This window comes from Pyxidicoccus sp. M6 (assembly GCF_055568925.1).
This window is the reverse complement of the sequence record NZ_CM145714.1, coordinates 7,843,003-7,860,379: the sequence shown is the minus strand read 5'-3', so window position 1 is coordinate 7,860,379 and position 17,377 is coordinate 7,843,003. Positions and strand designations below refer to the sequence as shown.

General features: G+C 70.0%; 13 protein-coding genes. 2 read left to right on the top strand and 11 right to left on the bottom strand.

The window, feature by feature from the left end:
* Positions 1–86: 86 nt before the first annotated feature.
* The 8 genes from ACVTJA_RS30895 to ACVTJA_RS30860 all read right to left on the bottom strand — a co-directional run bounded on the left by ACVTJA_RS30895 (position 87) and on the right by ACVTJA_RS30860 (position 6,676).
* Positions 87–1,715 carry a Na+/H+ antiporter gene (locus ACVTJA_RS30895; RefSeq protein ID WP_465825102.1) on the bottom strand — a complete coding sequence of 543 codons (1,629 nt, stop codon included), beginning with the start codon at positions 1,713–1,715 and terminating at the stop codon, positions 87–89.
* Positions 1,716–1,766: 51 nt separating this feature from the next.
* Positions 1,767–2,201 carry a PH domain-containing protein gene (locus ACVTJA_RS30890; protein ID WP_465825101.1) on the bottom strand — a complete coding sequence of 145 codons (435 nt, stop codon included), beginning with the start codon at positions 2,199–2,201 and terminating at the stop codon, positions 1,767–1,769.
* 149 nt (positions 2,202–2,350) lie between these two features.
* Positions 2,351–3,622 (bottom strand): caspase family protein, encoded by a 1,272-nt coding sequence (locus ACVTJA_RS30885; protein ID WP_465825100.1) that lies wholly within the window; start codon positions 3,620–3,622, stop codon positions 2,351–2,353.
* Complete coding sequence (locus tag ACVTJA_RS30880; protein ID WP_465825099.1) at positions 3,619–4,182, bottom strand: DUF2085 domain-containing protein; 564 nt, start codon at positions 4,180–4,182, stop codon at positions 3,619–3,621. Before ACVTJA_RS30880 ends, ACVTJA_RS30885 begins: the two co-directional genes overlap by 4 nt.
* Before the next feature lie 9 nt (positions 4,183–4,191).
* Positions 4,192–4,548, bottom strand: a complete 357-nt coding sequence (locus tag ACVTJA_RS30875) for a zinc ribbon domain-containing protein (protein WP_465825098.1) — start codon at positions 4,546–4,548, stop codon at positions 4,192–4,194.
* 38 nt (positions 4,549–4,586) lie between these two features.
* Positions 4,587–5,342: a DUF4384 domain-containing protein gene (locus ACVTJA_RS30870; protein ID WP_465825097.1), complete on the bottom strand. Its 756-nt coding sequence runs from the start codon at positions 5,340–5,342 to the stop codon at positions 4,587–4,589.
* Between the two features lie 169 nt (positions 5,343–5,511).
* Positions 5,512–5,859: a YciI family protein gene (locus ACVTJA_RS30865; RefSeq protein WP_465825096.1), complete on the bottom strand. Its 348-nt coding sequence runs from the start codon at positions 5,857–5,859 to the stop codon at positions 5,512–5,514.
* Between the two features lie 151 nt (positions 5,860–6,010).
* On the bottom strand, positions 6,011–6,676 hold the full coding sequence (locus tag ACVTJA_RS30860) for an RNA 2'-phosphotransferase (RefSeq protein ID WP_465825095.1): 666 nt from the start codon (positions 6,674–6,676) through the stop codon (positions 6,011–6,013).
* A gap of 101 nt (positions 6,677–6,777) precedes the next feature.
* On the opposite strand from ACVTJA_RS30860, the gene ACVTJA_RS30855 reads away from it, so the two are divergent.
* Both ACVTJA_RS30855 and ACVTJA_RS30850 read left to right on the top strand, forming a co-directional pair.
* A complete protein-coding gene (locus tag ACVTJA_RS30855) occupies positions 6,778–7,632 on the top strand; it encodes a LysR family transcriptional regulator (RefSeq protein ID WP_465825094.1) in 855 nt (284 codons plus the stop codon).
* A 350-nt stretch (positions 7,633–7,982) separates the two neighbouring features.
* On the top strand, positions 7,983–10,859 hold the full coding sequence (locus ACVTJA_RS30850; protein ID WP_465825093.1) for a S8 family serine peptidase: 2,877 nt from the start codon (positions 7,983–7,985) through the stop codon (positions 10,857–10,859).
* 9 nt (positions 10,860–10,868) lie between these two features.
* On the opposite strand, the gene ACVTJA_RS30845 is transcribed toward ACVTJA_RS30850, so the two are convergent.
* Genes ACVTJA_RS30845 through ACVTJA_RS30835 form a run of 3 tightly spaced genes read right to left on the bottom strand, consistent with a single transcriptional unit; the run spans position 10,869 to position 17,357 of the window.
* Positions 10,869–13,787, bottom strand: coding sequence for a helicase-related protein (locus ACVTJA_RS30845; protein ID WP_465825092.1), 2,919 nt, complete (start codon positions 13,785–13,787; stop codon positions 10,869–10,871).
* Complete coding sequence (locus ACVTJA_RS30840; protein WP_465825091.1) at positions 13,774–15,978, bottom strand: phospholipase D family protein; 2,205 nt, start codon at positions 15,976–15,978, stop codon at positions 13,774–13,776. Before ACVTJA_RS30840 ends, ACVTJA_RS30845 begins: the two co-directional genes overlap by 14 nt.
* Entirely contained in the window at positions 15,975–17,357 is a 1,383-nt protein-coding gene (locus ACVTJA_RS30835) for a hypothetical protein (protein WP_465825090.1), read from the bottom strand. Before ACVTJA_RS30835 ends, ACVTJA_RS30840 begins: the two co-directional genes overlap by 4 nt.
* Positions 17,358–17,377 lie beyond the last annotated feature (20 nt).

Below are 17,377 nucleotides of genomic sequence, written 5' to 3'. Positions count from 1 at the left end.
TGTCACGCACGGTCCGCCCGGACGCGAGAAATCCGGGGCGCGTCCGGCGGCGCCTCACGCTGAGCGCCGCGAAGCCAGGCGACCAATCAGGCAGCCCCGCCTGTGCCGGGGGTGAGCTGCTGCAGGTCCAGTTCCTCCAGGTCGAGCTCCTGCTCGATGCGCTGGAAGGCCGCGTCGCCGATGGTGCCGTCCTCTCGCAGCGCGAGGAGCCGCTGCCGCTCGGCCGAGGTGGCCCTGCGCACGAAGTCCGCGTCGACGTGGAGTGCGCGGCCGTAACTCGCGGGCTCTCCTTGAAGCGCGCTGTCGCCGTTGACCAGGTCCGCCTCGGCGCGGCGGAGCATGACCTCGTAGCGGCGGCGCAGCAGCCCTGCCATCTCCTCACCGGGAAGCTCGGCCGTGGCGGAGAGCGCGGCGCGCAGCGTCTCGACACGGGCGAGCCGGACCTCCCGCTCCACCGAGCCATCGTCCTCGAGCTGGAGCGCGTTCATGAGCGGGCGCAGCGTCATGCCCTGGACGACGAGCGTCCCGAGCACGACGGAGAACGCGGTGAACAGGACCAGGTCGCGGTAGGGGAAGGCGGGCCCGTCAGCCCCGCCGGTGGGGAGCGCGAGCGCCGCGGCGAGCGTGACGATGCCCCGCATGCCGCACCACCCGACGACCGCCGCGGTGCGCTTCGACAGGGCCACCGTGTCGTTGCGCGCCGTCTTGCCGTCCGCCCCTGGACGGCACCGCCAGCGATTGAAGGCCGCGGCGCCCCACACCCAGGCGATTCGCGCGAGGATGGTCGCGACGCACACCGCGGCGGCGATGCCGGTGTACGCGATGAGCGTGCGCGAGTCGATGCGGCTCAGGATGGCCTTCAACTGGAACCCGACGAGGATGAAGGCGAGCACGTTCAGCACGAAGACGGCGAACTCCCAGACCGCGTATGACGGGATGCGGACGCGCGCCGGAATCAGGTCCGCGGCGCGGCGGGCGGTCGCCATGGCGAAGACGACCACGGTGAGGATGCCGGAGAGGTGGAGCCGCTCCGCGAGCATCCAGACCGCGAACGTCCCGCAGAACTGGACCACGACGGCGATGGCGACGTCGTGGATTCGCGGAGTCAACATGAGCATGACCCGCGACAGTACGAACCCGAGCACCACGCTGCCCACGGTGACGAAGAGGAGCAGCGGAACCACGCTCCCCGGAGACAGTGTCCCCGCGAGCGCCACGCCCACCGCGAGCCGGTAGATGAGGAGCGCGCTCGCATCGTTGAAGAGGCTCTCGCCCTCCAGGATGACGAGGAGCCGGTACGGCGGATGGAGCTGCTTGAGCACGGCCGTCGCGGCCGCCGCGTCAGGGGGCGCGACGATGGCGCCGAGCGCGACGGCGACGGCCCAGGGCATGTCGGGCACGAGCAGGCGGGCCACCACCGCGACGATGAGGATGGTGAGCACCACGGCGCCGATGGCGAGACCGGCCACGGGCCTCCAGTTTGCCCGGAGGTCCCGCAGGGACGCATCGAACGCGGCGTCCAGCAGCACCGGCGCGACGAAGAGCGTGAGCGCGAGCTCCGGGTCCAGGACCAGCGTCGGCGTGCCGGGAACGAGCGCGAGGCCCGCGCCGGCGAGCGCCACCATGGCCGGGTAGGGCGTTCCGATGCGCTTGGACAACGCGGTGAGGCCCGCGCCGGCGAGCAGCAAAGCGATGATGATCTCGAAGACTTCCATGCGGGTCGCGAGCTCCTCGATGAACTGAACTGCCGCGTACGCGTCGCGAGCTCAGAGCTCGTGCACTTCGTGGACGTGCCTGCGCTCGCGCCGTCGCTCGACCAGGTTGCGGATGCGCTCGTGCAGCGCCTTGGCGTTGGGGATGGCCTCGATGGCCACGACGGGCGTCGTGGGGTCGGCGGTGACGAGATAGATGTTGGCCAGGCCGAACAGGCGCAGCAGGAAGGGCTGCTCCCACTGGGTGTCCTGGACGCGATAGAGCTCCAGCACGTCCTCCGTCTTCGAGAGCACGCCGTACTCCAGCTTCAGCCGCTCGTTGGTGAGCTCGTACTTGTGGTTCTTCACGACCAGGTACTTCCAGAGGATGACGCCTATGGAGATGGGCAGCAGCACCACTGTCAGTCCCAGCAGCCCCCAGAGGGTGAAGGCGCCGAGGTTCAGGATCTGGGACGGCGTGCCGGACCACACATGCGTTTCATCGGCCATCAGGTCGTGTTCTCCAAGGTGCGAGTTGGCGGAGGCGCCACTCTAGCGTCACCTCCGGTGTCTGCGCGGAACTGTTCGTTCCGGCAATCACCCGCGCTGAAACGGCGGCCGGCGAGAGAAATTCAAACTCGTGGTGGCTGGACTTCGCGTCAGCGACCCGCAACCACGGGTTTGCCGCAGCCGGTGCAGAACCGGAACGTGGGCTGCAGCCGCGCGCCACAATGGATGCAGAACCGGGGGCGCGCCTGGGCTGGCGGCGGGGCCGGCTCGCCACCACGGCTCCCGGCGGTGGCGGCCTCGCCCTGCACCAGGGGCTCGTTGCGCACGTGGAAGTCCTCGATGCCGATGCCCGTCGCGGACCGGGGCTCGCGCTCCGGAATGAAGTACGTGAACTTCAGGTAGTGCTCCGCCGTGATCTGCTCCTTCAGGAGCAGCACCAGCAGCTCGTGCCGGCTCTCCTCCAGCGAGGAGCGCTGCTCCGCCGGCTTCTCGAGCAGCTCCATGGCCCGCCGGTACGCCTCCAGCGGGAGCTGCTGGGCCGAGTACAGCTCGAAGAGCTTCTGCTGCCGGGCGTGCAGCTCCGAAGAGCGCCGCCGTTCCTCCTCCGCGCTCTTCGCGGCCATCGCCGCGATGCGCTCCGAGTCCACGGTGAGGATGATGTCGCCGCCCAGCTCACCGTAGAAGAAGGGCTCCTGCACGGACTGCTTCAGCTTCCGGGCGCTCTCCGGCACCATCCGCTCCAGGTAGCTGTAGACCTCGGTGATGGACACCCGGCCGTCGTCGTTCTTGTCCGCCTTGCCCCGCAGGGCGTCCAGCAGGTGGTACGTGAAGATGCCGTGGCCGAGCGACGGGTCCTCCCAGGACTGCTGGCTGGCCTTGGCCGCGGTGATGATGACGCGCCCCTCGCCCGGGGTAATCCACCGCCTCGGGTCATGGACGGTGCGCACGTCCCGCGCGCCCAGCCGCGCCACACCCCCGGAGTGGCAGGCGTCCATGAAGACGGCGAGCCGCCCGGCGCGCACGGTGTAGAGGCAGCGCTCGAAGTCCTCGTTGGACAGCGCGGTGGAGTAGAGGTTGTCCGGCCGCGTGTCCCACAGCAGCAGGTACTCGCACGTCTCGCGGCGTCCGCTGCGGTCCGGTTCGACGTGGCCATGCCCGGCGAAGAAGATGAGGACGGTGGAGTCCGGGGTCGCCCGCTCGAAGAGCCAGCCGGTGATGGCGCACTTCACGTCCGTCAACGTCGCTTGCGAGTCCAGCAGCACCAGGAGCTGCTCCTCGGCCAGCCCCATCCCGTGCGCGTCCCTCAGCAGGTCGGCGAAGGCCCGGGCATCCGCGCAGGCATGCTTCAGGGGAGGGATGCGCGCGTCCTGATAGGCGCCGAGCCCGATGATGAGTGCATAGACGTTGGACTCCATGGTCATCCCGCCTTTCCGCCGTGCAACCTCCAGGTGAGACACACCGCCCGGAGGAGACTCGCTGTGAAGAGGAGCGTGCCCAGCACGGCCCCGAGCGCCAGCGCCTGGAACACGGCGGGCCGGCCCGGGTGGCACAGCAGCCACAGCAGCGCGGCGCCCAGCATGGCGGCCCCGGCCAGCGTCGCGTCATCCCGGCCGTGCGCGCGCCGCGTCCGGGTCGGCTCGGCGCCACGCGTGAGCAGGGGCGTCAGCAGCGGTGGAATCCCCAGCCCCATGGCCAATCCGATGGCGGCGCGCAGCCAGCCCGGCGTGCTCCACAGGCGCAAGAGGTTGGCCCACCCATCCACCATGAGCGGGAGCATCAGCGCGCCGAGCCCGATGCCGCGCCGGACCTCCAGGGGCCGCCGCCAGCCACCCCCGAGCGCCAGGGCGATGAAGGCGGCGAGCAGCCCCAGGTGCAGCCCCGCGCACCGGTAGCACAGGGGAAAGGCCAGCTCACCCAGGTGGGGTGTCCTCGCGGGGAGCTGGTGGCACCACCAGCCATAGAGCGACCACGCCTCGGACATGCGGCCTCCTCACGCGGAGCCCGCGAAGACGCACATCATCTGCAGGACGAGCGCGACGGCGCCAACCGTGAGCCACAGGCGCCCCACCGCCTTCTTCGCCGGGGACGCGTCGGCCATGTAGATGATGCCCAGGATGATGCCGACCAGCGGCACGAACAGCGCGCCGATGAGGACGAGAATCTTCACGCCCGAGTCCACCTCGGCCCTGGGCGCCACCGAGGTCGCCGGAGCCGTGGCCACCGAGGCTCCCCCGGTGAACGTCTCCACCGCCGGAGCAGGCGGCGGAGGCGCGAAGGCGTTCCCGCACTCGCCGCAGAAGCTGGCGTCGGAGGGATTCTCCGCGCCACATTTGGAACAGACCGCCATGATGACCTCTCCTTCGAGCTGCGCGAGGGTGCCCACCCTCACTTCACGTTGAACTCACATTCGGATTCGGCCCACTGGTGGGAAGGAAGCCCGGTGACGCTTCGCTGAATCGTCGCGAGGTCTCTCGCCCCCTCCACGGGGGGCACCGAGCGGAAGAGGGAGCCATCCGGGGCGAAGCTCGACTCCAGCAACTCCACGCGGGTCCGCGTCGCGATGGCCTTGAGCCGCTCGGTGCCGGGAGGGCCCTGGAGCTCGAAGTCGAAGTCGTCCCCCGGCCCCGGAATCCGGTACACGCGCCCGGCCGCGATGAAGTTGTCGCGGTGCAGGGCATTGGGGAACAGGATGGTCAGCCGCCCGCTGGAGCCGATGTTGAGCAGGGTGAGGTAGCAGTCCTGGCTGGCCTGGAACTGCACGGTGACCTTGTCACCAAGCCGGTACTTCGCTGGCTCGCGGGACGCGCGGACGGCCAGGTCCCGGCTTCCGGAGGGCTGGGGGCCCTCTTCGGCGGAGACGGTCCAGACCGAGACGGCGAACGCCCCCCGGGAATCGGCACGCGTCCCCGTCGCGTCCTTCGTCGGGGACCGCTGGCGCTGCTCGACGAACAGGTAGCTCGACAGGGCGAGGGCGAAGATGACGAGGAGCGCGATGACCACCGTCGGCCCGTGCAGGGGCAGCATCCCCGCGAGGCTGATGAGGAGGACCGCCATGCCGAGGCTGAACAGCAGCGCCTGGCTGCTGAGCTTCCGGGTCACCAACTGGATGGGGTTCTTCCCGACGGGACTCTGTGCACTCATGGCCTGGACGGGACCCCGCCGCGAGTGGCGAACAACTGGACCGAGTCCCCCTCCTCACGGGCGGAGTCGCGCCGTGGCCGGTGTGATGCGCTGCAAATGCACAGCGACGCCGACCGGCACACCGCGCCGGGCGACGTCGCATGAACCGCGGAAAAACGACGTCAGCGCGCTACATGCTTTCCAGCTGGCGCACCTCGCACTCGACGTCCCACTCCTCGCCGTGGACCTCGAGGAAGCGCCGGGTCAGCTCGATGGCCTCCTCCATCGACTGGGCCTCGAGCAGCGCGTAGCCGCCGACCACTTCCTTCGTCTCCGTGAAGGGCCCGTCGGTGCGGCTGAACCTGCCGTGGTTGTTGCGCATGCGGATGCCCTCCGAGGTGGGGCGCAGGCCGGCCGTGTCGACCAGCTTCCCCTTGGCGGTCATCTCCTGCATCAGCTTCCCCATCTCGGTCATCAGCCGCTCGCTGGGCTTCTGGCCGGTGCCTTCCTTGACGCGGACCATGGACAGAAATCGCATGTGGTTCTCCTTCGTTCGTCGAATGGGTGAGTGGACCCGGGCATTTGTGCCCGTCTCATCGGGGCGACGAACGAAGGGGCGCGGAATCGACACGGCCCTTTCGAGGATTTTCCCGCCGACGGCGACGCGGCGCGTCGGCGGGCCTGGCCCTTCAGGTTCCCGAGGCATCGGCCGTGGGCGGAGGGGCCTGCTTGACCAGCCGCCTCTTCAGGTCCACGAGCGCGGAGGTGCCCGGGCCGTTGCACGCCAGCACGTCCACGATGGCGGCGGCCGGAATGGCGCGCGCGAGGAGGACGCCATTGGGGGCACGGAAGACGCGCAGGCCCAGGGCCCGGAGGCGGGTGGGGGAGATGACCAGCAGCACATCCACGCCGGCCCGCTTGCCCACCTTCGAGTCCACCGCGGCCGCCAGGTGCACGTGGGTGCGCGCCGCGGAGTGCACGCCCTCGCTGGAGAGGATGGCGCGCGCGGCGCCCACGGACGTCCCGTGGTAGAGGAGGGCGTCCGCCGTCACCTCGACCCAGCTCTGCTCCAGCCCGTCGAGCGTCACGGGCGTCCCCTCCAGGGAGTGGCCCTGCACGGCGCGGACCTGCGAGCCCCGCACCTCGAAGCGGGACTTGTTGTTCTCCTCCACCACCTTGTCGAGGTCGTCGCGCGAGAGCCCCGTCATCCGCAGCACGTCGCTGATGGGGGCAAAACCGGCGGTGTCCATGGCGAGGCCCGTCTCCCGGGCGCCATGGCGCAGCAACCATGAAAGCTTCTTCGACTTCCGGGCGAGTGCCTGGAGTTCCTTCTCCGGGCGGCGTGAGGTGGCCATGAGCGTTCTTCCTTTCTTCGCGAAGGAACACTAGCCGCCTCCCTCCCGAAGCACGAATCGGGACTTCTCCCCAGCTATCCAAAAGACGGATAGTTCCACTCATGGATACGGATGGGCTGCGGGCCCTGGTGGCGTTCGCGGAGGCTGACTGCAACCTGACGCTCGCGGGGCGCACCATCGGGCTGTCCCAGCCGGCGATGCACGCGCGGCTGCAAGGGGTGGCCCGGGCGCTGGAGACGTCCCTCTATGAACGCAAGGGGCGGCGCCTCCAGCTCACCCCGGAGGGAGCGCGCGTGCTCGCCTGGGCGCGTGACGTGCTGGAGCGCGAGCGTGCCCTTCGCGTGGAGTTGCGGCAGGGGCACGCGGAGGAGCGGGTGGTGCTCGCCTGTGGAGAAGGCGCGCTGGTGCACGTGGTGGCCGAGCGCATCGCTCCGTTCCTGCGCGAGCGGGCCGGTGTGCTGTCCTTCCTGGTGCTGGACGGGCCCGCCGCGGTCGCCGCGGTGGAGCGCGGCTCGGCGCACCTGGCGGTGGTGGCCGGCCCCGCGTCCAGTCCTCCCGGCCTGCGCTCACAGCCGCTCGTCAACGCCGCGCTCCTGGCCGTGGCCTCGAAGCAGCACCCGCTGGCGCGGGCAGGGCGGGAGGTGGAGGTGGGGGCACTGCTGGAGCATCGGCTCCTGGTGCCTCCGCTCGGCCGTGCCCTGCGCGCCACTCTGGAGGACGCCGCCGCGGCCCGGGGACGGACGCTCGAGGTCGCGGCGGAGGTGACGGGCTGGGAGGCGGTCTGCCGGCTCGCGGCGTTGGGAGTGGGGGTGGGCATCATCAACGACGTGGTGGCCACCCCGGGCCTCGCGCGCCTCTCCGTGCGAGGCCTGCCGCCGGTGACGTACCGACTGCTGATGCGGCGTGGACGCGGCACGCGGCTCGCGGAAGAGGTCGTGCGGACCCTGCTCGGCTGATGCCGCGTCCACCCGTGGCACAGGAGGTCCAGGCCCGCGAAGGGCGAGGCTCCATGCCCAACCTGGAGCACTCAACGCATCCTGCGCACCGCTGAATCGAGCGACTGCTCGCACACCTCCTCGACGTGACGCATGCCTGTCGTCGTCGCTCCCCACACGGACAGGCGCCTGCTCGTGGACCGGGGGCCGTCTTCACATCCAGGACGGGGACGCTCCTTCTGCCTGGAGCAAAGGCAGCAGGACGCAACCCAACCACATGGCGATTCGTCTCGCGTCCTCCGTTGCGCGGCATCGTGGCTCGTTTGCACAGCCGCGCACGGTCTCGAGTCGCCATGGGAGCAATCACACACATGGCCAAGAAAGCTGATGGCAACACGTCATCGATCCGGTTCCACCATCCCGTCGCGGGTCCGAGCCAGACCGACCTGTCCCTCCTCGCCGTGCGTTGGCGCGGCGGTGTGGAGCCCGAGGCCAGGCGCAAGCAGCTCGACGAGCTCCTCCTGTCGCTCTACAAGCTGGGCGCCGAGGCACCGCTGCTCACGGCGAACCAGACCGACGGCCTGTCGTGGGTGATCGCGCGAAGCAATGGAGAAATCGACCGCGCGGTCATCGAGCGGCTCGAGCACAGCAGCCTCGTCGAATGGGTGATGCCGGCCTTGCGCCCGCAGGGCGAGCCCGGCCCCGACGTGAAGAAGGCTTCGCCCACCGGCCCGATGCCGTTCACCGTGAACCCGACCCGCTTCTATGTGAAGCAGGCGGCGCTGGACCGTGCCGGCGGCGCGGGCTCGCTTCCGCCCGGCGTATCCGTGGACCTCCAGCGGCCCACCCGGCTGCCCGGCTACGTGTCCCTGCGCGTGGACGAGCCGAGCTTCACCGCCGGACGCACCACGCTGCATGTGGCGCCGGCCGTCGCGAAGGTGGTGGGCGCCACCAACATGAAGTTCGAGAACATCCCTCTGGTATCGCCCATCGCGCATGCCTCCGAGCGGCCGGCCACCGCGAGGAAGACACCGACGTGCCAGCCGCCGCGGACGGAGCTCGTTCCGAACGACCCCATGTTCGCCACGCAATGGGGCCTCCAACGGGTGGGCGCACCGCGCGGCTGGGAAATCGTGCGGGGTGACCCGCTGGTGACTGTGGCGGTGATTGACGAAGGCGTGCAGCTGGACCACCCGGACCTGCTGCTGCACCCGCAGTCCTGGAACGCCTCTGACGACACGCCGGACGGCAGCCCCACGGGCTCCCATGGCACGGCCTGCGCCGGCATCATCGGTGCGCGGCTCGACAATTCCCAGGGTGTAGCCGGCGTCGCTGGCGGCGTGCGCATCATGGCCATCGCCACCGCGACCTGGGCCGACGTCGACATCGCCGAGGGCCTGTACTTCGCCGCCGACAACGGCGCGCGCGTGGTCAGCATGAGCTTCGGCGTCTACGCGTGGTGGAACTTCTGGGACTTCGACCTCATCCGAGACGCGCTCCAATACGCACACGACCAGGGGCTGATGCTGATCGCCGCGTCGGGCAACGAGAACGGCGCGGTGGCGCGCTTCCCCGGTAGCGACAGCCGCACGTTGTGCGTGGGCGGCAGCAACCGCGGTGACGAGCGCAAGCGCATTGGCGACGCGTCTTCCGAGGCGTGGTGGGGCGCGAGCTACGGGCCGGACCTGGACGTCGTCGCGCCGTGCCTGGAGATGCCCACCACTGACCGGCTGGGCGGTGACGGCTACGCGATGGGCGACTACTACGACCGCTTCAACGGCACCTCGTCGGCCACGCCCGTGGTCGCCGGCCTGGCGGGGCTGCTCCTGTCTCTGCGGCCGACGCTCTCGAACGTGGAAGTGCGCCACATCATCGAGAGCACCTGCGACAAGATCTCCCCCGCGCTCTACAACTACCAGAACGTACCCGCCAAGCCGAGCGGCACCTGGCACGAGGAGGTGGGCTACGGCCGCATCAACATCGAGCGCGCCCTGCTGGCCGCCTGTGAAGAGAAGGACTGCCGCTGCGACGAGACGTGCACCGGCTGCGGCGGGTGCTGCAACGAATCGACTCCCGAGAAGTGCCGCGGGCCGGAGCCCGTGCCCTGGCTGCCGTACGACCGCTGCATGTACTTCTACGAGTCGCGCGTGTTCAGCGGGGGCTTCGGGGACAACACGCAGCAGCGCCTGCAGATACGGGTGACGTATCAGCACTGCCTGCAGTTGATGGGACGTCAGCAGGGGCCGCTGCTGTACACCACGACGCTGCTGCCGGGCGAGGAGGTGCGCCTGTTCGAGTACGACCGCTACCGCCGCACCAAGGCGGCGGCGGAGCGCATGAGCGTGCACACCTCGTTCCGCCAGACGGTGAGCGCGCTGTCGCAGAGCCGGCGCTCGACCACGACCTCGTCGTACTTCAACACGCTCAACGAGATTCGCACCGAGGCCGACTCGTCGCTGTCGGTGGGCGGAGGCCTCGCCGGCTGGCTGGGAGCACCGTCGGGCAGCTCCGAGTTCGGCATCGAGACGGAGACCACGATTGCCAGCGGCGGCAGCGTGGCCACGGTGTCGGAGCAGTTCTCGCAGTTCGCAATCTCAGCGTCGCAGGCGACCGAGGCCGAGCGCTCGCTGATGGTGAGCAGCTTCGAGGACGTGGAGCATGTCAGCACCACGGCCCGCACGCTGAAGAACGACAACGACTGCTACGCCGTCACGTACTACGTGCGCCGCGTCAACGAGGTCTACCAGGTCTCGTCGCGCATCGTGTCGGTGGAGTGGCGGTTCGGAGACGGCGCGCCGTGGCGCTCGGTCGATGACGTCTCCGACCTGCCGGACACGTTGCGCGAGCAGATCAGCCAGTGGGTCCGCCTACTGCTGCGCGACGGCCAGACGCACCGAGACGCGCGGCAGGTGACGCTGCCCACGGACGGCACGGTCTACGAGGCCGAGCTCGCGCACTGCGCGTCGTGCGAGCCGATGCGGCTGACGCGCGAGCAGATGGAGCTGGAGCAACTGCGCCTGCGGGTGCGGCGCGCGTGCCTGGAGACCGAGCTGCTCGAGCTGGAAGTGGAGCGGCGGCGTGCGCTCGCGCAGACTCCGCAGCCGGTGGAGCTGCCGGTCGGCTCCTGGTCGCTGCCGCTGCCACAGTCCATCCAGCCGCCCGAGCCCGAGCCGCACCGGAGCCCGGGCGAGACCGAGGGCTCCTTGCGAGCAGCGGGAGAGGGCAGGGCGTCGGACAAGGTCTCCTGACGGGGACTCCTAGCGAGGGGCCCGGACGACGGGCCCCAGCTCCACGCGTAGCGCCTGCGCGAACGCCTCGGGGAGCGGTTTCGGCGGATCATCGGCGAGACCGTATTCCTCGAGGCGCGGAGCCGCGCCGAGGAGAAACTCCAGCCAGCGCTCGCGCAGCCGGACGGTCCGTTCGAGCCGCTCGTCGATGGTGTTCGCAATCAGCGGCAGGTGGACGTCGAGGGTGGCGTCCGGCTGGCGAGTGCGCATCCGCTGGATGAGCGAGCCCAGGCGGTCCACACGGCCCACCCGCTGCTCGAGCTGCGCGGGATTCCAGGCCAGGTCGTGGTGGACCACGCGCCGGCAGTGGTGATGCAGGTCCAGCCCTTCCTGCATGACCTCGTTGGCCACGAGCACCATCGGGTAGAGCGGCGTGTTGAAGGCCTCGCGGAGCCGCTCGCGGCTCTCGCCTTCCACGGTATGACGGACGAGCGCTCCCGCGTGAACCGCGTCGTCGAGCACCTCGCGCCTGCGCTCCTCGTCGAGCTTCCCCGCGTAGGTGAGAAAGCGCTTCAGCAACTCGAACCAGCGCCGACCCTGGGGGCTGGTCCAGAAGCGGTCCACCACCGGCAGCAGCGCCCGCGACTCCACCGCCTCGACATCGACTCCCTGCTCCCTGGCGAACGCGAGCAGGTCGGGAAGGAAGGGCACGTTGCGCGCGACCAGGTAGCTGGCGAGCCGCTCCACGGTGCGCACCCGCAGCTCGGGAGGTACCTCGAAGAGGGCGCCCTTCAGGTAGGACCAGAGGTGCTCGCGGCGAAGCACGAGGGCCGCATCCGCGGCGTCAATCGACCAGGAGGGAGCCCGGTCTCCCTCGGCGGAGTCCTCGACGCCATCGTCGAGGAGGTCATAGCCGAGCGCCACGAAGCGCTCGTCCGTCAGACGATTCACCACCTTCGGGTCCGCATCGCTCGCAATCAACCCCTCTCGTATGAAGAGGGCCACGGCCTGCTCGACACAGCGCTTGGCCAGGGACCAGTCCATGCGCTCCGCCTGCGTCTTCGAGACTCGCTGCCGGCGCAAGATGTCGTTCGCCCGCTCGACGATTCGGGCGATATGGGCCTGCTCGATGGCGGTCCCCTCCAGCAGCGTGCCGGCATAGCGCTCCCTCAGCGCGAGGTAGAGCGAGTCCTGCGCGCGGCCAAACCTGTCGCGCAGGCGGGAGTGATGGCCGTCCACCCGCTTCCCGTCCACCTCGTGCTCGAAGATGTCGCGATGGCTCGCGTCCGGGAACACCCGGCGCCACCGCTCCAGCAGGAGGACCTCCCACTCCGCCTCAATCTTCCGCTTCAGCTCGCGGAGGGTCTCGATTCGGGCGCAGAAGATGAGCGTCTTCTCGTCACGGGCGACGGCGTCGAGCGCGTCCCGCACCACGTGGTCCACCTTCGGGTGTCCTCCCTGTTCCGCGCTCAGCCCGCTCACGACGTTCCTCATGAGCCCCCGGTAGGCCTCCGCGTCGCTTCCAGGCAGGGACTGTCGCTCATTGGAGAGGAGTGCCCCCTCGCGCGCGGCCCCGTAGGACGACACCATGTTGATCTGCACGGCCGCCTTGTGGGTGCGGCTCTTCTCCCGGAAGAGCTCCGCGATGAACCGCTCGTAGAGCATGAAGGGCACACCGGCGCCGCCCTTCGCACGCAGGCGCGGGCGGTGGCTCTTGCGGTAGACGCGTTTGTCCTCGCGGAGGCTGCGAATCATCCACCGCCGGAAGCCGGGCTCGATGCGCTCGGCCTTCAGGGCCAGCAGCCGCCGCGCGCACACGGCGAGCGCCCGCAGGGAAGGGTCCGCGGGTTCCTCGACAAGGAGCGGGTCTCTCTCGAACAGCACACCGAAGTCCGCGATGACCGCCTCATCCGCTTGAGACCACACGCGCTCGAATTCGTCATAGGCACGCGTGTAGTCCTCCACGTCGGCGAGCAGCCGCTGCGCCTGGTCCTTCAGGTCGGCCGGCGCGGACCGCGCGAGGGAGAAGAGGTCGAGCACCTGCTTCAGTTCCCCGACGGAGAGCTGGAACGGCGTGGCCGTGAGGAAGAGGGCCTTCTCGAAGCGCTTCTCGAAGATGGTGCGCACGCCCGTGGCCCGCACGGAGTCGGCGTTCTTCAGCTTGTGGGCCTCGTCGACGATGAGCAGGTCGAAGTCGGGCAGGAGCTGGCCCACGAGCCGGAAGCGGAGGTCCATCAACGCGAAGTCGACCCGGCCCTGCTGCGAGAACGCTTCGTACTCATCCTGCTTCCAGAGCGCGTCGAGCGACCAGTCCCCCGCGCGTTGGTGCTGCCTCAGCGCTTCCTTGACGTGGGGCCGGACGACGGACCATTTGAAGGTGTCGAGGAACCACTGCTGCTCGACGTCCACGCGTCCCGCGGCCTCCTCCCGGTAGCGGCGGAAGATGGCGGCAATCTGGTTGCCCGCGAGCCCCTTCGCATCGGCCCACAGCGAGAGCAGATACGCCTGGTCCGCGAGCGACCTTCCTCCCGCGAAGATGTTCACCGGGGCGATGACAATCCGTGTCCGGCGGGTCGCCTCGACGAGCTCGGCCAGGGTGCCGGCGGCCTCGAACTGCCCCGCGAAGCCGCGGTACATGGGACGGCTGGTGTCGCAGAAGGCGCGCAGCTCCTTGGTCCACTTCGTGTTGAGGTCGGGGCCCGGGGTGAGAATCAACGCCCGCGCGTCCGGGTGGGCATGGAGCCGGGCCGCCAGCACGCCGAGCGCCTCGTACGTCTTGCCCATCCCCACCTCATCCGCGAGCACCACGCCCGGCTGGTGGTCGAAGAGCTCCAGCGCCCGGAGGACCGTGTCCTCCTGCCGCTCGATGTCGCGCACGGGCACCGTCGAGTCCGCCCGTGCATCCAGGTGGAGGAAGCTCCGCAGCCACGCCCGCTCACGCTTTTCCATGAGTCCCCTCGAGCCCGTAGAACTGAACGATGGTGTCGAGCCACGCCGCCCCGGCTCCCGACGGCGCGAGCCGCGACAGGTCGCCCCGAAGCAGCGTCCGCAGCTCCGCGAGGAGCGCCTGCTTCGCCTCCCGGTCCGCGCTCTCCGGCAGCGCGAGCTGCTCCAGCTCGCGGAGGAGCTCGCAGCCGTAGACCCAGATTTCGTCGTCGGACACCGAGTCACGCGGCAGGTCTCGCAGCCGCTCCCAGAGCGTCCGGGCGCCCGTCGGCCCCAGGAGCCGGTAGCGGAACGCCGAGACGGTGGCCGCCGTGAGCAGGTCCTCCTTCAGGCCCCACCAGGCCTTGAACACGTCGGTGGGCCCGAAGCCCTCGCCGAAGACCGCGTCGAGCACGGAGTCGACGCCCGCGGTCCCACGCTGCTCGCGCAAGGTGGACAGCCGCTCGTGACCGACCCGCCGCCCGAGCAGCGCCAGCAACTCGCGGACGCCGAGGCCGGCGAGCTGGGGGCTCGTGGGCAACATCGCGAGGTCGGCGACACGAATGGGAACGAGCCACTTCCGTCCCGCGGCGCGGAACTCCAGCTCGGCGCCCGCCGCCGCCAGCTCGAAGTCCGTGAGCACCACGGGCCCCGTCCCCGGTCCCTCTCCCTTCGCCAGCTCGCGGTCCAGATAGCACCACGACCAGGCGCCGAGGCCCGGAGGCCCTTCCTGATTCCACGTGACGGTCAACGTGCGCGCGGCCGCGTCGTGGACGACGTCTTCGAGCCAGGACGAGAGGTCGACATCCGCCGGCGGCATCTCTCGCTCCTCGAAGCGCACCGACTCGTACGCGGAGCTCACGAGAGAGGGGAGCACATCATGGAGGCGCACCTCGCCATCCAGGCAGAGCACGACACCCGCCTCGACGTTGCCGCGCGCCTCGACACCGCGAGAGAGCGCCGCATCGGAGGCGTTGGCCGACCCGACGAGCGCATAGGTCCGGTTCGTGCGCCCGCTCAGCACCGACAGCAGGAAGAGCTTGGCGTGCAGGGGCCGGCGGAGCGCGCGCCCCGAGGGCGTCAGCGTCGCCGTGGGATGCAGCCAGAGCTGGATGTCGTGCTCACGGGCGATGCGCTGGAGGATGTGTCGTGGCGCATGGACGGTTGGTGTCTCCACGGGCCACACGCGGCCCTCGGAGATTTCGTGCTCCACCTCGTCGCGCTCATTCCGTCTCGAATGTCCGGAAGCAGTTCGGAGCTCCACGCGCTTCGCCGTGACACGGTCGATTCGGAAGTACTCCAGGCGCTCGACGTCCTCTCCGTCGACGGACTCCTGCCACCTCGAGGCCCACAGCCTTCCCGTGCCCTCTTCGAGTGCCACCGGGTTTGGGGTGGGCGGCGGCGCGAGGGGCGCGTCGTCCCAGGGCACGCCGATATCCAGCGGAGGCGCCTCGCCGGAGGAGCGAAGGGCCAGCAGCCGGGAGAGCACCGACGTGAGGCCTTCCGTCTCGTGGGCGATTCCGAGGTCATCCTGCTCGAAGAAGGGAGAGAGGACACCCACCCGGGTGGCGCGGGCATTCCGGGGGATGACCGCATCCAGCTGGTCGAGCATGGATGCGCCGAAGGTGTGGACGAAGACGGCGTCCGTCGGTGCGTCCTGGGCGGGGAAGGGCGTGTCGGCGATTCTCGCGGCGAGCGCGGAGCGGACCAGCGTGAGCTGCGAGCCAGGGTGGGTCGCGATGCCCGCGCAACCACTCAGGAACCCGTCGACGGAACGGAGGAACGCCGCGTCGGTAGGACGGTCGTAGCGCAGCGTGCGCGTGAAGAAGAGCTCCGCGTTCTGTTCGAAGCCCGGCTTCGTCGTGTTCCCCGAGCCCACGGCGACGCGCGCCTCATCGTCGTACAGGACCAGGATGACCTTCGGATGGAAGGTCCGGTCGCGCACGAGCTGGAGGTCATACGGCAGGCGCCGTCCGCCCCGGCGGACGCGGGCGTCCACGAAGCAGGCGACGGGCGTCTCGCGCAGGGCCGCGCGGGCCTCTTCGTGGTAGCGGACCGCGTCTTCATCCGGGTCACCCTGCAGCCGGAGCAGGGCGCGCAGGACGCGCTCCTCGAAGTAGGCGGGGTCGAAGGTATAGGAGCAGAAGACGGCGCCGAGACAGGGCTTCTCGGAGACGAGCACCTGCTCGATGAGCCGCCGGGATTCGAGCCTCAAGCCACACCTCCCGGTGCATCGAGCTCATGGTTCATGGGGAGCCGCCCCACGTCCGTCAGCAGGGTGCGGACCACATCCAGCTTGAACGACGGGAAGCGGGCGGCATCCGGGCGGGCCGTGTAGGAGGTGACGACGAGGATGAGCTTCCCCGCGTCGTTGCGAATCCACCCCTCGCCGCGCCGCCGCTCCTTCTGCACGTCGGAGTGATAGGACAGGAGCCGGTCGAGCGCCGCGAGGGCGTCCGCCTCCGTCAGCGCCTCGACCAGCCGCAGGAAGGCGGCGCCATGCATCGGGAGCTGTCGAATCGCGCTGACCTGTGGCGAGGCGAGCAGGTCCGAGCAGGCGCTCCGCAGCGGTGCGAGTGTCGCCGCGTCGAAGGCCTCCCGAGCGATGCGCTCGCGGGGCGCGACCCAGCCAGCCCCGTCCAGACAGGCATGGACCCGGTCGAAGGCGCCGACGAGCTGCTGCATCACCTCACCGAAGCGACGCGCCGTGAGCAGGAGCGCCGCGAGCTCGTCCGAGAGCGTCCCCAGCCGGCCGTCCAGCGCCGCGTCGAGGATGTCGCGCGGCGCGGACACCCCGTTTCGGGCCGCGGTCTCCACCAGCCTGCTGACGGCGAAGGTGTGCGGGTCCCGGGCGCGCTCGAAGAGCGCCTCGAACAGCCGGCGCTGCTGCTCCGTGCGCTCGCGTTCGACGAGGGACGTGAGGCGGCTCTGCCTGCCCACCTGCGCCAGCGTCAGCCGGGAATGACTCCGTTCGAGTCGCTTCGCTTCGAGGTCGAGGGCCTGGAGAGCGTAGTCCTCATACCGGCCGCGATGCATGTTCTCCGAGGGCTCGTCCCAGAACGCGTCGATGATGGCCAGCGCGCCGGGGCCCGGCCGCAGGGAGCCATCCATGACCAGCCCGGAGCGCCGGAGGGGCGCGAGGTAGGCGCCGAGGTTGCCCAGCTCCTGCTGACGGGAGATGAGCTGGAAGTCCAGCGGGAGGCTCGACGACGTTCCGGAGCGCCAGGCCTTGATGGCACCTCGCACGCCGCGCATGGAATCCCAGTCACCCCGGGGCAGCTCGCCCTGGCGGAACTCCAGCGTGGCCAGCGCCCAGAAGCGCTCCCAGCGCTCGAAGAGCACCCGCTTCATCTCGTCCGTCGCGGGATAGCGGTGGAGGTCGATGGCACGCTCGGCGAGGTGCAGGCCATAGACGACCATCGCGTAGGCCTGGGCCCTGCTGGAGCGCGTCGTCAGCGCGGGCAGGATCTTGAGCCCCACCTGTTGAGAGACGTAGTCGAGCGCGAGCGGATCCTCGGAAGTCAATTCCGGGCTGTCCGCGGCCGGGGCGACCCAACAGAGCGAGTCGACGGGATTCTCGAGCGGCGCGAGCATGGGCATACACGCACAGGTTC

Coding starts and splice junctions, on each gene's coding strand:
- ACVTJA_RS30895 (WP_465825102.1), bottom strand. CDS start 1,715: ATGGAAGTCTTCGAGATCATCATCGCTTTGCTGCTCGCCGGCGCGGGC.
- ACVTJA_RS30890 (WP_465825101.1), bottom strand. CDS start 2,201: ATGGCCGATGAAACGCATGTGTGGTCCGGCACGCCGTCCCAGATCCTG.
- ACVTJA_RS30885 (WP_465825100.1), bottom strand. CDS start 3,622: ATGACCATGGAGTCCAACGTCTATGCACTCATCATCGGGCTCGGCGCC.
- ACVTJA_RS30880 (WP_465825099.1), bottom strand. CDS start 4,182: ATGTCCGAGGCGTGGTCGCTCTATGGCTGGTGGTGCCACCAGCTCCCC.
- ACVTJA_RS30875 (WP_465825098.1), bottom strand. CDS start 4,548: ATGGCGGTCTGTTCCAAATGTGGCGCGGAGAATCCCTCCGACGCCAGC.
- ACVTJA_RS30870 (WP_465825097.1), bottom strand. CDS start 5,342: ATGAGTGCACAGAGTCCCGTCGGGAAGAACCCCATCCAGTTGGTGACC.
- ACVTJA_RS30865 (WP_465825096.1), bottom strand. CDS start 5,859: ATGCGATTTCTGTCCATGGTCCGCGTCAAGGAAGGCACCGGCCAGAAG.
- ACVTJA_RS30860 (WP_465825095.1), bottom strand. CDS start 6,676: ATGGCCACCTCACGCCGCCCGGAGAAGGAACTCCAGGCACTCGCCCGG.
- ACVTJA_RS30855 (WP_465825094.1), top strand. CDS start 6,778: ATGGATACGGATGGGCTGCGGGCCCTGGTGGCGTTCGCGGAGGCTGAC.
- ACVTJA_RS30850 (WP_465825093.1), top strand. CDS start 7,983: ATGGCCAAGAAAGCTGATGGCAACACGTCATCGATCCGGTTCCACCAT.
- ACVTJA_RS30845 (WP_465825092.1), bottom strand. CDS start 13,787: ATGGAAAAGCGTGAGCGGGCGTGGCTGCGGAGCTTCCTCCACCTGGAT.
- ACVTJA_RS30835 (WP_465825090.1), bottom strand. CDS start 17,357: ATGCTCGCGCCGCTCGAGAATCCCGTCGACTCGCTCTGTTGGGTCGCC.